General features: G+C 46.7%; 10 protein-coding genes and 1 riboswitch. Of the genes, 7 read left to right on the forward strand and 3 right to left on the reverse strand.

The features are described 5' to 3' along the window. Positions 1 to 305: 305 nt before the first annotated feature. Positions 306 to 704, reverse strand: a complete 399-nt coding sequence (locus JUB15_RS10280; protein WP_207512380.1) for a hypothetical protein — start codon at positions 702 to 704, stop codon at positions 306 to 308. A 47-nt stretch (positions 705 to 751) separates the two neighbouring features. Then, positions 752 to 2,260 (reverse strand): carboxypeptidase M32, encoded by a 1,509-nt coding sequence (locus JUB15_RS10285; protein ID WP_207512381.1) that lies wholly within the window; start codon positions 2,258 to 2,260, stop codon positions 752 to 754. A gap of 263 nt (positions 2,261 to 2,523) precedes the next feature. After that, a riboswitch (cobalamin riboswitch) is annotated at positions 2,524 to 2,784 on the forward strand. 138 nt (positions 2,785 to 2,922) lie between these two features. On the opposite strand from JUB15_RS10285, the gene JUB15_RS10290 reads away from it, so the two are divergent. The 3 genes from JUB15_RS10290 (at position 2,923) to JUB15_RS10300 (ending at position 9,038) form a co-directional block, all read left to right on the forward strand. Continuing rightward, positions 2,923 to 3,894 carry a ribonucleoside-diphosphate reductase small subunit gene (locus tag JUB15_RS10290; protein WP_207512382.1) on the forward strand — a complete coding sequence of 324 codons (972 nt, stop codon included), beginning with the start codon at positions 2,923 to 2,925 and terminating at the stop codon, positions 3,892 to 3,894. Between the two features lie 102 nt (positions 3,895 to 3,996). Further along, entirely contained in the window at positions 3,997 to 6,366 is a 2,370-nt protein-coding gene (locus JUB15_RS10295; protein WP_207512383.1) for a ribonucleoside-diphosphate reductase subunit alpha, read from the forward strand. Positions 6,367 to 6,554: 188 nt separating this feature from the next. Beyond that, positions 6,555 to 9,038, forward strand: coding sequence for a hypothetical protein (locus tag JUB15_RS10300; RefSeq protein ID WP_207512384.1), 2,484 nt, complete (start codon positions 6,555 to 6,557; stop codon positions 9,036 to 9,038). Positions 9,039 to 9,277: 239 nt separating this feature from the next. Here JUB15_RS10300 and JUB15_RS10305 read toward each other — a convergent pair whose 3' ends face one another. After that, positions 9,278 to 9,853 (reverse strand): hypothetical protein, encoded by a 576-nt coding sequence (locus JUB15_RS10305; protein ID WP_207512385.1) that lies wholly within the window; start codon positions 9,851 to 9,853, stop codon positions 9,278 to 9,280. A 164-nt stretch (positions 9,854 to 10,017) separates the two neighbouring features. Here JUB15_RS10305 and JUB15_RS10310 point away from each other — a divergent pair, with 164 nt between their 5' ends. The 4 genes from JUB15_RS10310 to recN all read left to right on the forward strand — a co-directional run bounded on the left by JUB15_RS10310 (position 10,018) and on the right by recN (position 15,391). Continuing rightward, positions 10,018 to 11,118, forward strand: a complete 1,101-nt coding sequence (locus tag JUB15_RS10310) for a Nif3-like dinuclear metal center hexameric protein (RefSeq protein WP_207512386.1) — start codon at positions 10,018 to 10,020, stop codon at positions 11,116 to 11,118. Between the two features lie 143 nt (positions 11,119 to 11,261). Next, positions 11,262 to 12,017, forward strand: a complete 756-nt coding sequence (locus JUB15_RS10315; protein WP_207512387.1) for a zinc ribbon domain-containing protein — start codon at positions 11,262 to 11,264, stop codon at positions 12,015 to 12,017. A gap of 130 nt (positions 12,018 to 12,147) precedes the next feature. Beyond that, entirely contained in the window at positions 12,148 to 13,644 is a 1,497-nt protein-coding gene (locus JUB15_RS10320; protein ID WP_207512388.1) for a tetratricopeptide repeat protein, read from the forward strand. An 88-nt stretch (positions 13,645 to 13,732) separates the two neighbouring features. Then, positions 13,733 to 15,391, forward strand: a complete 1,659-nt coding sequence (recN, locus tag JUB15_RS10325; RefSeq protein ID WP_207512389.1) for a DNA repair protein RecN — start codon at positions 13,733 to 13,735, stop codon at positions 15,389 to 15,391. The last annotated feature ends 63 nt before the right edge of the window (positions 15,392 to 15,454 follow it).

The raw sequence follows: 15,454 nt of genomic DNA on the forward strand, positions 1-15,454 counted from the left end.
CACAAGCGTAGAATAACGATTTATGCAAACCTTGTTCCCGGTAATTTTATACCGCTGTAAACAGGATATAAATTACCAGCATGGCTTTGCATAGCCACGATAGATCAGGTTCTTAACCAGCTGTGGGCAATAGGTTGATCTGGGGTAATCGGATTGTCGTCTGAAGTATTAAATAGGATATTCTGGGTGAAGCTTATCCGTTGATAAGTTGTCGGTTAAAAGGAGTGAGGCTAGTATTTATTAACCAGGTTAACTTATGATACGAAAAAATTATAAGCGTCGTTGGGGGATAAGGTATTCCGGTTTTATTTTTTGCGCAATGTAAGTACGTTTAGTCCGTCGGCTGTTGTCTTTTCTGCTTTTACATAATCCCAGTCAGTGTCCTTCAGTTTCCAGACACCATTTAATTTTTTCAGCGGATCGGTAGCCGATGGAAATTCCGAGGTAATGGTATAGTCAGTAACATTTCCTTCCCAGGTACCATCAGTTGTAGTACTGTTTATGGTCCCTGTTACGGTACCATTTTCATAAAATTTAAAAGAATAGTTCAGGAACTGGTTCGATATATTGTTGCTGCCCTCCATGTACTGCTCAACGATCCATTCTCCGCTGGTCATGGCATCCACCACCATGTTCTGTGCTTTTTTCTCCAGGAGCTTTTTGCACGACACGGAAAAAAACAGGGCAAATAAGCACCCTGTCAATATCAGAGGTTTTAGTTGATTCATACCGAGGAGGTCAGGTTACGGATCTAAAATTTGTAAATATCTTTGTATTTGTCAAGTAAATACGCTGTAAAATATTCAATATTCAGGGTTTCTCCGCATATATCTTTGCACAATTCTTCGCTGGTAAGGCGCCGTCCTTTTTTATGAACCGCATCACGTAACCATTGCAGCAAGGGGGCTGTATTGCCCTGTTTAATTTTTTCATTCAGGTCTGTAATCGACTGATTAGCACAAGCGTAGAACTGAGCGGCGTAAAAGCTGCCGAGACTGTAAGTGGGGAAATAGCCAAAACTTCCGTGGCTCCAGTGCACATCCTGCAGGCAGCCCATTTTGTCGCCGGGCACCTCAACTGCCATCCATTGCCGGTACTGGTCGTTCCAGTAGCCCGGGATCTCTTTTACGCTCATAGACCCTTCGATGAGCAGTTTTTCCAGCTCATACCTGATCATAATGTGAAAGTGGTAGGTAAGCTCATCGGCTTCCGTACGGATCAGCGAAGGTTGTACCTTATTAATGCCTTTGTAGAATTGTTCCACAGAAATCTTACCCAACTGTTGGGGAAAATATTCCTGTAAAACCGGTAGCCAGCGTTCACAGAAAGGGCGGCTGCGGCCCACGTGATTTTCCCACAAACGGCTTTGCGATTCGTGTATGGTATAAGAAGCAGGTTCACCCAGCGGTAAACCGTATGCATCTAATGGTAAACCCTGTTCGTACAGCGCATGACCCGCCTCATGAATGCAGCTCCATACCATATTGCTCAGGTCATTTTCATCAATGCGCGTCGTAATGCGAACATCCTGGCTGTTGAAATTGGTAGTAAAAGGATGTTCAGAAAGATCCTGCCGTCCCGCTTCCATATCGTACCCCAATTCCCTTACCACCTGCAAGCCGAACTGCCACTGTTTGTCTTTGTCGAAATGCTGACGCAGGAAACTGTCATCAACGGGCGGCTGTGCAGTAATTTTCTGCAGCAGGTTTTTCAGCGGTTGCTGAATGGAAGCAAAAACACCGTCAAGTAATTGAACAGTAGCGCCTTTATCGTGATCATCGAGTAATGCGTTGTAAGGGTGCTGTTCATAACCCAGCATATCGGCTTCCTGTTTCTTTAGTTCAACCAGCCGGCCGAGGTCGTTGGCAAAAAGAGAAAAATCATTTGCTTTGCGCGCTTCCATCCAGCTGTGGAAACTTTTATTTACCGCTTCGGCCATTGTGCGCACAAAAGACGAAGGGAATTTTTTTTGTTTGGAATAATCCTGCCAGGTAAGTTCCACATTTCTTCTTTGCTCTGCAGTCAGATTGTCGCCCGCCAGCAATTCCTGCAGCTGTGCACCGAGCTTTTCATCGGTAAAATATTTATGGGCAATTTCTGAAAGGGTGGCAATTTGCTGACCGCGCATCGGGGCGCCTTTGGGTGGAAGATAGGTTTCCTGGTCCCATTGCAATACCGCTGCTGCATACCGCAGGTCGGCAATTGTTTGCATTCCTTTTATATATTCTTCATATAAAGATCTGGTAGCAGTATTTGTCATACCCGGATAGTTTAATAGTGGTTCAGGTTGCGAAAATCGGTAAAACAATTGCAATAGACAATAAACAATTGACAATATGTATTGGCAATGGGCAAAGATTGCCAATTTTCGGGCTTTCCTATAATTCGCGAACTTTTGTCTATTGCTTATTGCCTATTGTATATTGATTTTCAAATACATTTAACATTGAACATAAATCTATTAACACCTGTGAAAAACTGTTTTATTGATTCTATCGCCTGCATATTACTTTCGTACAGGTTCTTATTAATAATTTGTAACGGTGCTGACTGAATGACATCATACAAGATCAGTCAGCTTAAAAGGGAACCGTGTGAAAATCACGGGCTGACGGGCAACTGTAAGTTGGGTGAATGGAAATATAAGTACACATTCTTCGCTAACGATCCAGTCACCAGCTGATCCTACAATAACCACTGCCAATGAAAGGTGAAAGCCGCATTGGCGGGAAGGTACTCAGCAAATCAACAAGCCAGGAGACCTGCCGTACAAATATGTTTGGAACTTTCCCGATAAGGTACCGGCAAATGATTGAAGCTTCAGCTACACGCTAAGTTAATGGAGTCCCGACGATCCGTCAGGACCCGCTGGGGTCGCTATCTGCTGTCGTGCCGCATTTTTAAACTTACTAACTATTTATCATGCAGTACGAAAATGAAGTGTTGTTACAGGAAAACAAGGACCGGTTTGTTATTCTTCCAATCAAATATCCTGCAATATGGGAAATGTATAAAAAGCATGAGGCCAGTTTCTGGACTGCAGAAGAGATCGATCTCAGTGGTGATCTGAAAGACTGGGCTGCCCTCAATGATGGTGAGCGTCATTTTATTTCACACGTACTCGCATTCTTCGCTGCCAGTGATGGTATCGTGAACGAGAACCTGGCCGTGAACTTTATGAGTGAAGTGCAGCTGCCGGAAGCACGTTGCTTTTATGGTTTTCAGATCATGATGGAAAATATTCACTCCGAAACGTATGCATTGCTGATAGATACATATGTAAAGGATCCCGGTGAAAAGGACAGGTTGTTCCACGCGATAGATACAGTGCCGGCGGTAAAGAAAAAAGCCGAGTGGGCATTGCGCTGGATCGAACAAGGGAACTTCGCCGAGCGTTTAGTAGCTTTTGCAGCGGTAGAAGGCATTTTCTTCAGCGGCAGCTTCTGCTCCATCTTCTGGTTAAAGAAAAGAGGATTGATGCCGGGGCTCACCTTCAGTAATGAACTGATCAGCCGCGATGAAGGCCTGCATTGCGAGTTCGCCTGCCTGTTATACAGCATGCTCAATGGTAAATTGTCGCAGGAACAGGTGTATAATATCATTGGCGATGCAGTACGCATTGAAAAAGAGTTTATCACCGAAGCATTACCGGTTGACCTTATTGGGATGAACGCCCGGTTAATGCAACAGTATATTGAATTTGTGGCCGACAGGTGGCTGAGCGAACTGGGTTATCCCAAAATGTTCAATGCTACCAATCCGTTCGACTTTATGGAAATGATCTCGCTGCAGGGAAAGACCAATTTCTTCGAAAAGCGGGTGGGAGATTACCGTAAAGCCGGCGTAATGGCCAGCAAAGATTCGCAACAGTTTTCATTGGACGAAGACTTTTAAAAATTGCTGGTTTCCAGATTGCGAGATTTTGAGATTTTAAATCTTAAAATCAGGAAATCAGAAATCAGAATTCGATTAGATAGTACTATAAACTCCATTAGCATGAACGTAATTAAAAGGAACGGGAAAAAAGAAACGGTCAAGTTCGATAAGATCACCGCACGCATCCAGAAGCTGTCGTATGGACTGAGCCCGCTGGTTGATGTGATTGAAGTAACGAAAAAAGTAATTGAGGGTATTTATGATGGGGTTACCACCACCGAGCTGGACAACCTGGCTGCAGAAACAGCCGCTTCATTAACTACCAAACATCCTGACTATGCCCTGCTGGCATCACGTATTGCGGTAAGTAACCTGCATAAGAACACAGAGAAATCTTTCTCTGCCACCATGCGCAAACTGCATCAGTATACCGATTCAGCTACAGGCCGTAAAATGCCTTTGCTGGCCGATGATATAATGGAGATCATTGAAGCCAATGCAGAGTTGCTGGACAGCTCTATCATTTACGACCGCGATTTTGGCTTCGATTACTTCGGCTTTAAAACACTGGAGAAATCATACCTGCTGCGTGTGGATGGTGTGATAGTTGAGCGTCCGCAGCACATGTACATGCGCGTATCAATAGGCATTCATAAAGAAGATATTGAGAGCGCCATCAGGACCTATAATTTAATGAGTGAGCGTTGGTTCACCCATGCTACACCAACCCTGTTCAATGCCGGTACGCCCAAGCCGCAAATGTCGTCCTGCTTTTTGCTCACCATGAAAGACGACAGCATCGATGGCATTTACGATACATTGAAGCAAACCGCCAAGATCTCGCAAAGTGCCGGTGGCATTGGATTGTCAATTCACAATGTACGCGCAACCGGTAGTTATATCGGTGGAACGAACGGTACCAGCAATGGCATCATTCCCATGCTGCGGGTGTTCAATGATACAGCCCGGTATGTTGACCAGGGCGGTGGCAAACGCAAAGGCGCATTTGCTGTTTATCTGGAACCCTGGCATGCTGATATTGAAGGTTTCCTCGACCTGCGTAAGAACCATGGTAAGGAAGAACTGCGTGCCCGTGACCTGTTCTATGCCTTATGGATCTCTGACCTGTTCATGAAACGCGTTGAGCAGAATGGCGACTGGAGCCTGTTCTGCCCCAACGAAGCACCGGGATTAGGTGATACGTTTGGCGATGAGTTTGAAGCTTTGTACCAACGCTATGAGCAGGAAGGCCGCGCCCGGAAAGTGATCAAAGCGCAGGACCTGTGGTTTGCCATCCTGGAAGCACAGATCGAGACCGGTACGCCGTACATGCTGTATAAAGATGCGGCCAACCGCAAGAGCAATCAGCAGAACCTGGGAACCATCAAGAGCAGCAACCTGTGCACGGAGATCCTGGAATACACCAGCGCCGATGAAGTAGCTGTTTGTAACCTGGCCTCACTGGCATTGCCCCGCTTTGTAAATGAAGGTAAATTCGATTTCGATAAGTTATACGAAGTAACCTACCAGGTAACGCGCAACCTCAATCGCATTATCGATAATAACTACTATCCGGTTCCCGAAGCCAAACGCAGTAACCTGCGTCACCGCCCGATCGGTTTAGGCGTGCAGGGATTGGCCGATGTATTCATCCTGCTGCGTTTGCCTTTCGAAAGCGAACTGGCAAAAGTGTTGAACAAGAACATTTTTGAGACCATCTATTTTGCTGCCATGACGGCCAGTAAAGATATGGCGATAGAGCAGGGGCCTTATGAGACCTTCGCCGGCTCGCCTTTATCGAAAGGACAGTTCCAGTTCGATCTTTGGAATGTACAACCTTCCAACCGGCATGACTGGAATTCCCTGCGTGCTGAAGTAATGAAACATGGCGTTCGCAACTCACTGCTGGTGGCGCCCATGCCAACTGCTTCCACTTCGCAGATCCTGGGTAACAATGAATGTTTTGAACCATATACTTCGAACATCTATGTACGCCGGGTATTGAGCGGTGAGTTTATCATTGTAAACAAACACCTGCTGAAAGACCTGGTACAACTGGGCCTGTGGAATGATACCATGAAGAACAAGATCATTGCAGCGAATGGTTCCATTCAGCATATCAACGAGATCCCGGCCGACATCAAAGCGCTGTATAAAACCGTATGGGAAATCAAACAACGTCATTTGATCGATATGGCGGCTGATCGCGGCGCCTTCATCTGCCAGTCACAATCGCTCAACCTGTTTGTTGATAATCCAACCGTGGCCAAACTTACCTCCATGCATTTTTACGCCTGGAAAGTGGGTTTAAAAACAGGCATGTATTATTTACGCACACAGGCTGCAGCGCAGGCGGTACAGTTCACTGTTGAAAAACAGGGCAGCCGTCAAATGGAACCGGTTGTGCCTAAATCGGGTGAGAGCAATGACGAAATAATAACCGGCCAGGTATGCACCATGGAAGAAGGCTGCGTTACCTGTAGCTCATAGTCTTCACGCTAACCTACTATATATCTGAGAGAGGGTCTTCGCTGCAGCGAAGACCCTCTCTTTTTACTCTGTGATCCGCGGGCAAATTAAAAAAGGTTAATATCTGGTTTTCTTTAACAATTCATAGACATTTTTTTATCAATTTTAAGCTATGAAAGCCATTAATTTGTTAAAAGTTAAATTGCCCCATGAATTGCAACCGAATTTATAGTTCCCTGATTACTTTGGTTTTACTTATAACCGGTGCAGGGGCCGGCTATGCACAACAGATCGATTCCATGGTGAACCTGTATGGAGAAAGATATCCGCAGGAAAAAATATATGTTCACTTCGATAAACCCGCTTACAATACCGGCGAAACGCTTTGGTTCAAATCCTATTTATTTGCCGGTATAATGCCATCACCGGTGAGCAGGAATTTTTATGCAGAGCTTGTCGATCAGTCGGGCAAAGTGTTACAGCAAAAGGTATTGCCCATTTATGAAGGAACTTCGGCGGGCCATTTTGATCTGCCGGCCAATTTACCGCCTACGATCGTTTTCCGGGCTTATACTACCTGGATGCTGAATTTCGATACCAGCTTTTTGTTCACCAAGACAATACGCATATTAAATAAATCGGCTGCAACTGCGCAGGGCGGATCAACCGGTACTGCCGCGGTGAAGCAGACTGCCTCCAAACAATCAGCCAGTGCCGCCGGCAGCGTTCCGGCTGCTGTTAACTTGCGTTTCTTTCCTGAAGGTGGCGATCTGGTAACGGGCATTGAATCGGTAGTGGCCGTAAAAATTACTGATGCATACGGATTGCCGGTATCGGCACAGGGTACTATAAAAGATGCTTCGGGAACTGCCGTAGCCAGCTTTGGAACAGTGCACGACGGCATGGGCCGTTTTACCATTGAACCGCAGGCCGGTAAAACCTATTATGCGGAGTGGGTAGATGAAAAAAAGCAAAGCCATAAAACACCGTTACCTGAAGCAAAACCCATGGGCGTGGTACTGCAATGTGCCCCTACGGGTAGCCGCGAGGCGTTTATTATCAAACGGTCGCAGGATGCGCCCGATAATTTAAAGACCCTGTACCTGCTGGGTTATTTCAACTCGCAGGTTGTATATAAGGCAAGACTGAATTTGCAGCAGAATTTCATGGTGAGTGGTTCCATTCCGCTCGATGGCATTCCCACCGGGATGCTGCAATTGACCTTGTTCGATGCCAACTGGAAACCAATGGCCGAACGCATCGCATTTGTAAATAAGGAAGATTATTTCTTTACCACCCGGATAGTGCCTGTAGCCAAAAACACGGAAAAGCGCGGCAAGAATACGTTGGTAATAGATGTACCTGATACCTTAAAATCGAACCTGAGCATTTCCATCACCGATGCAGCTTTAAGCAAGGCCGATCCCGATGCCGATAACATTGTATCCCATTTGTTATTGAGCGGTGACCTGCGCGGTTATATTCATAATCCCTATTATTATTTTACCGGCAACGATGATACGGTGCGGTCGCACCTCGACCTGGTAATGCTTACCAATGGCTGGCGCCGTTTTAAATGGGATGAGCTGGCGGCAGGCAAATTGCCAACGATCAGGTTTCCCCGTGAAAATTATTTATCACTCAATGCTACCTTAACCGGCGTACTGCCAAGCCAGGTGCCTAAAAACACCCAGATCAACGTGTTCCTGCAGGCAAAGGATTCTTCCCGCCAGTTGTTCTTTTTGTCGATGGACTCAAGCGGTAAGTTCAAGCAGGACGGACTCGTATTCTTTGATACGGTAAGTGTGTTTTACTCGTTTAACAACAGTAAACACCTTGCCAGTAAGGCCATCGTCAATTTCAATAACGGAACCCTGAAAAGTCCGTCGGCAATCAAACCCGATACGGCCTGGCGTGTTCCCATGCCGCTGGATACAAGCCTGCTGAACAGAGGTAAATTCTTTGCTTCGGAAGCCGAGCGGTTAAAGCCGGAACTGGAGAAGAAAGTGAAGGTGTTGGAAGCCGTAACGGTAAAAGCAAAAACAAAGACCAAACAGCAGCAAATGGATGAGCGCTATACCAGTGGATTGTTCTCTGGCGGTGATGCCACCACCTTTGACCTTACCGAGGATATGTCGGCCATGGGCGCTATGAACATATTTACTTATCTGCAGGGCCGGGTGGCCGGCTTACAGATCACTACCGGCGCCGGCGGCTCGAGGTTGCAATGGCGGGGAGCAACGCCCTCCCTGTTCCTGAATGAAATGCCGGTGGATGTAACTGCCATAGAAAACATTCCCGTGGCAGATATCGCTTATGTAAAAGCATTCCGTCCGCCATTCTTTGGTGCAGTAGGCGGCGGTGCCGGTGGCGCCATTGCCATTTACACGAAGAAAGGAGGCGATGTTAGCGCTTCCAATTCAACTGTGGCCGGACTGGATAAAACGCGCCTGACGGGTTATGCCACGCCCAAAGAATTTTATTCACCCGATTACAGTAAGGAAGTCACCAATGCCGATCTGCCCGATATCAGAACTACCTTATACTGGGCCCCTTACATTCTTACGGACAAGAATAATCATAAGATAACCCTGAACTTTTATAACAATGATGTGTCGAAACGTTTGCGCATCATTCTGGAAGGGATGAACGAAGATGGTCAGCTGACGAGGGTGGAGAAGATCATTGAGTAACAGGAATGCTGAGCTACCTAATTATAGCCCTCGTTTTTAACGGGGGCTTTTTTATGCTAAACGCCAAACGTTGAACGCTGAACGCAAAACGCGAAACGCAGAAAGGTGAATGGGCAATGGTCAATGGTCAATGGGCAATGGCGAAAATGGGCAATGGTGAATAGGCGATGGGCCCATAGCCCAGTAACCGGCAACCGGTTACCGGCCCTGCTCCCCCTTTATGGGCCTGGGGTGAGGTATCAGTTCTTCAAGATGGTAATCGTCTTATTAGGATCATGCCCTCTGATAGCAGTGGAATCGGGCGGTGGTTGCGGTAATTTGTGATTGTAAGTAACTACAAACTTCGAGTACAATTCCATCATCGGACTTGCAAAATGGATGGCGTCGCCTTGCTGCGGCGTAATGAGTCCGTCTATAATAAGCGTATCGCTGTCGCTCATGGGTTCAATCTCGAAATTGAGCGTGTACGCCATTTTGGGATCGGGCTTTTTCAGCTCCAGGTCATAAAACGAATGCTGGCCATATGTAATGAACAAGGTAATATTTGAATATTGCTTGCTCATGGTATCCTGCTCAACGCCGTTAAGCACCTGTCGCAGGGGTGTTGAATCAGCTTGCATCCATATACTATCCAGATACATTACTTCTTTTGGATCGTCGGCCACATACACTTTCAGTTTTTTAATAATGGAGTCGGGGGTGTTCTTGAAGACGATGGTATCGTGATTGGCCGCTTTGGGTTTACGATTGAACCAAAAATACATGCCGACACCGGCAACGACCATGATCAATAAAATTATCCATGTTCCCCGCATATAGTTAGGTTACAGTTTGGTGTCAATAATTCATTTAAAGTAACAAATACCTTGCAATTAACATGCCTTGCTGTCAGGAAAATGTTTTATTAACAATGGGTTACCCGGCTTCGGGAACTTAATTGACATTGCTATCAAGTATCTTTGGCTACAATCATTTTGAAATGAAAATTGCTGATATCATTGCCCTGCTCGAATCCATAGCGCCGCCTTCCTTACAGGAAAGTTATGATAATGCCGGCTTGCTCACCGGGGATGCCGGCTGGTCGTGCACCGGCGCCCTGTGCACGCTGGATGCAACAGAAGAAGTGATCTTTGAAGCGGTTCAACGCGGCTGTAACCTGGTGGTGGCGCATCACCCCATCATTTTTGGCGGCTTGAAAAAGATAACGGGCAGGAACTATGTAGAAAAGACGATAATAACAGCTATAAAAAATGATATAGCGATTTATGCTATTCATACCAATCTCGACAACGTAATTGCCGGAGTGAACGGTATGATGGCCGATAAACTGGGTTTGGTCTATCGCAAGATCCTGGCGCCTAAAGAAGCTACCCTCAAGAAACTGTACACATTTGTACCGGTTGCCCAGTTGGAACAGGTACGTTCGGCCCTGTTTGAAGCCGGGGCGGGACATATTGGAAATTATAATGAATGCAGCTTTGGGGTTTCAGGCACCGGAACATTTAAAGGCGGCGAAGGCACCAATCCATTTGTTGGCCAGCCGGGCGAACGGCATTATGAACAGGAAGAAAAGATCGAGGTTATTTTCCCCTCATACCTGCAAACGGCCGTGGTAAGGGCACTGCGGACGGCCCACCCCTATGAAGAGGTGGCCTATGATATTGTGAGTCTGGCCAATACGCATCCCGGCATAGGATCGGGGCTGATAGGCGAATTGCCGGATGCCCTGCCGGAAACCGCTTTTTTGAAGCAGTTGAAACAGGCTTTCGGGCTGCCGCTCATCAGGCATACCGCCCTGCGCGGCCGGCCGGTGAAAAAAGTAGCATTATGCGGCGGAGCGGGTAGTTTTCTGGTTTCCAAAGCCTTAGCTGCAGGGGCTGATGTCTATATCACCGGCGATATGAAATACCACGAGTTTTTCGATGCCAATGGCCGCCTGGTAATTGCAGATATAGGCCATTTCGAAAGTGAGCAATTTACCATAGATTTACTGGCTGGGATTTTGCACGAAAAATTTCCTACCTTTGCCGTCCTTAAAACGGCTTTAAAAACCAATCCTGTGCATTATTTTGTTGATTAGAGTACAAGGCGCTGAACGAGTGCGATGTGCCAAAGGCGACACGCAAAAAAGATGCACGGTATAGGAAATGAAGCCGGGGACTAACTTCACCCCGTCACAAGGGACCGAGGGGCGGGTTAAAACAACAAACTATAAATTTCTTTATGGCTAACGTTAAAGATTACTCTGTAGAAGAAAAATTAAGCTCACTCGTTGCATTGCAGAAGGTTGAATCGAAGATCGACGAGATACAGATCCTGAAAGGGGAGTTGCCGATGGAAGTGAGCGACCTGGAAGACGAAATTCAGGGTTTACATGCCCGCCAGGTTCGGATCGAAGAAGAGATCAACGGCATACAGGAGTTTATAAATCAGAAGAAGAATGCGATCAAGGAAGCCGAAGCCCTGATCAAAAAATATGAAAAGCAAAGCGAGAATGTAAAGAACAGCCGCGAGTTTGAGGCCATCAATAAAGAAATTGAAATGCAGCAGCTGGAGATAAAGCTGGCCGAAAAACACATTCGCGATGCCAATGAAGAAATAGCCGAGAAAGTGGTGGTGCTGGATAAAGCCAAAAAGAACATCGCTACCAAGGAAGGTGTATTGAACACCAAAAAAGGAGAGCTGGAAAAGATCATCGCTACTACCGAAAAAGAAGAAAAACACTTCAATAAACAGGCTTCTGAAGCCCGCGAGAAAGTAGAAGAGCGCCTGTTGTTGTCATACGATCGCATCCGTAAGAACTACCGGAATGGCCTGGGTGTTGTACCGGTTGAGCGCGATGCCTGCGGTGGTTGCTTTAACGCTATTCCTCCGCAACGTCAAAGTGAGATCCGCCAACGTAAAAAGATCATCGTTTGCGAAAACTGCGGCCGTATTCTGGTTGACCGCGATCTGTTCGACAGCGTAGATGTGAAATAAGCTATCATCAACATACTGAGCAGCCTCCCAGGTTCAACCCGGGAGGCTGTTTGTTTTAACTACCCCGTCATTGCCTTCCGCCCTTAGCCTTGCGCCTTGCGCCTTGAACCTTGTGCCTTATATTGCATCCATGAACCGGATGAGGCCAACCTGGTTGGCAGTTTTTTTATTGGCTTTGCTGTCTGTGCCTGCCAGGGCGCAAAAAGTATTTGATTTTAACGACCGGTGCCGCCAGGCCTATCATGAAATTATCCAGTTGAAATTGAGTAATGGCCAGCAATTGCTGAATGCCGAAAAAGCACAACATCCCAATAACCTCATTCCTTATTTTCTCGAAAACTATATTGATTTCTTTACCCTCTTCTTCAATGAAGACCCGCAGGAGTATAAAAAGCGGTTGCCCAATCGTGAGGCCCGGCTCGAGCTGTTAGGTGAGGGGCCCGAAAGTTCTCCCTTCCTGTTATTCACCCGGTCGGTCATTCACTTTCAATGGGCAGCTGTGAGGATAAAATTCGGCAATAACTGGGATGCCGGCTGGGAGTTCCGCCGCTCGTACCTGCAAATAAAAAAGAACCTGGCTGCGTTTCCAGAATTTACCCCGAACTTATTATATGCGGGCGCCATGCAGGTAGCTGCAGGCACCATTCCCGAAGGTTATAAATGGCTCAGCAATCTGCTGGGCATTAATGGCAGTATAAAAAAAGGAATGGATCGCATGCATAGTTTTCTGAAGAGCGGGGATGAATGGATGGCGCTTTTTCAGGATGAAGCGCTGTTCTATTATTGTTACCTGCGGTTTTATATTATGAATGATAAAGAGGGCGTTTTTGATCTTATTGAAAAGAAACAGCTCGATATGGTGAACAATCACCTGTTTGCCTATCTGGGTGCTAACCTGGGCCGCAATAGCCAGCAATCTGCCTTTGCGGAAAAGGTCCTATTAAACAGGAATAACAGTCCGGAATACATGGTGTCAACGGTCTGGGATATGGAAATGGGTTATGCCAAAGTGCAGCACCTGGATCCTGCCGCTGCTTTATACCTCGAACGGTTTATAGCCACTTTTAAAGGCCGGTTCTATGTAAAAGATGTATTACAGAAATTAAGCTGGTTTTATTATTTGCAGGGTGACTATGCCAAAGCCAAAGCGTACCGGCAAAAGATCCTTACCAGCGGAAGTACCGATACGGAGGCGGATAAGCAGGCGCAAAAAGAAGCAGGATCCAACCATTGGCCAAACAAATTATTATTGCAGGCGCGTTTATTGAACGATGGTGGTTATTACCGCCAGGCGCTAGCCTTGTTACACGGAAAAAATACCGGCAGTTTTTCATTGCCCGAAGACAAACTGGAGTTCGCATACCGGGCCGGGCGGCTGTACGATGATGTGGCGAATGACAGTTTGGCCATTAGTTTTTATAAACAGGCCATCACGCTTGGTGAACAACGTAAAGAGCATTTTGCGGCCCGGGCTGCCTTGCAGATCGGTTTTATTTATGAAAAGCGGGGCGAAAAGCAAAACGCCATCAGCTGGTTCGAGCGGTGCATGAGCATGAAAGACCATGACTTCAAGAACAGCCTCGATCAAAGGGCGAAGGCTGGCGTTGCAAGGTGTAAAAATGAGTGAAAATAGGGACGGGGAGTGGCATGTGGGGAAAATCGCATTATAATTAATGGCCGGGGGCAATTATATTTGTTACGCTCAAAATTGAAACGTGCTTAGAAAACTTTTCATACAGAACTACGCTATTATTGACGAGATAGAGATCGAATTCTCGCAAAAACTGAATATCATTACGGGAGAAACCGGCGCCGGTAAATCGATCCTAATGGGCGCTTTGTCATTGATCCTGGGCGACCGGGTAGATACCTCGGTATTGCAAAGCCGCGATAAGAAATGTTATGTAGAAGGCGTTTTTGAAATTGGGGAAAAGAAAGCGGTGAAGGTGTTTTTACGCGAACAGGACCTCGATGTAGAAGAGGAACTGGTCATTCGCCGGGAAATTGGCAGCAATGGTAAATCCCGGGCATTTGTAAACGATACGCCGGTGAATCTGGAACAATTGCGTCAGTTAAGTTCCATGCTGGTTGATCTGCATCGCCAGTTCGATACGCTGGAGCTCGGTGAAAGCGATTTCCAGCGGCAGGTGCTCGATGCCCTGGCCGGTCATGCCGATGTATTACAGCAATACCAGGGGGCGTATAACCAGTGGCAACAGGCGCAACACGAGCTGGCCGCTTTACAGCAACAAAAAGATCAGTTCACGAAGGAATACGATTACAATAAATTTTTATTTGATGAACTGCATGAGGCGGCGCTCAAAGAAAATGAGCTGGAAGAAGCAGATGCCAGTCTGCGGCTGCTCAGCAATACAGAAGGCATTAAAACGGCATTGAGTAAAGTGGCCTATGAATTGGGCGAAGGCGAGTCGCCCATGGTGCAACAGTTGAAATCCTTATGTAATCAATTGAGCGCTTTTACCGATCACCATACTGCACTGCCGGCATTATTGCAACGGTTATTATCGGCGCAGATAGAGCTGCAGGATATTGCCGATGAAGTAGAGCGCATAAACGACCAGGTGCAGTACGATCCTCAAAAAATAGAACAATTGAACGACCGCATTTCTACCGGGTATAAACTGCTGAAGAAACATGGTGTTCATACCACACAGGAGCTGCTGGCTATAAAAGATAACCTGGAGCAAAAATTACAGGCAGTGCTGAATATAGATGAAGCTATCCAGGCGCGTGAAACAGCCGTGCAGCAGTTATTGCAGAAGGCAACCGAACTGGCCGCCAAACTAACGGCTAACCGGGTTAAACAGGTAAAGCCATTGCAGGATAAAGTGAACAAGCTGCTGGCGCAGGTGGGTATGCCCAATGCCCGTTTGCAGGTAGATGTTAAACAATTGGCTAACCTACAAGCAACGGGTGCCGACGATATTGAATTCTTATTTGATGCCAATAAAAGCAATCGCTTCGAACCCATTCGCAAAGTGGCTTCCGGGGGTGAGCTAAGCCGGTTGATGTTATGTATTAAATCGCTGGTGGCCCAGTCGCTCGACCTGCCCACGCTGATCTTTGATGAAATTGATACCGGTATTTCGGGTGAGGCGGCCCGGCAGGTGGGTGTGATCATGAAAGACCTGGCCCGCAAACGGCAGGTGTTCAGCATAACCCATCAACCGCAGATCGCCGGCAAGGCCGATGCTCATTATTACGTTCATAAAGAAAGCAAAGGCAGTGCTATTAAAACAAATATCAGGTTATTGTCGCAGGACGAACGGATTACGGCCATCGCCAAAATGCTCAGCGGCGAAAAGCCCACGGCTGCTGCACTGGAGAATGCGCGGGAGATGGTGATGAATTGATGTGATAATCCCGCAAAGCGGGACAAGTTGTAATAATTTGATAATTTGATAATGGAAATCAGT

Source organism: Longitalea luteola, assembly GCF_017356035.1.
Lineage (GTDB): Bacteria > Bacteroidota > Bacteroidia > Chitinophagales > Chitinophagaceae > Niastella > Niastella luteola.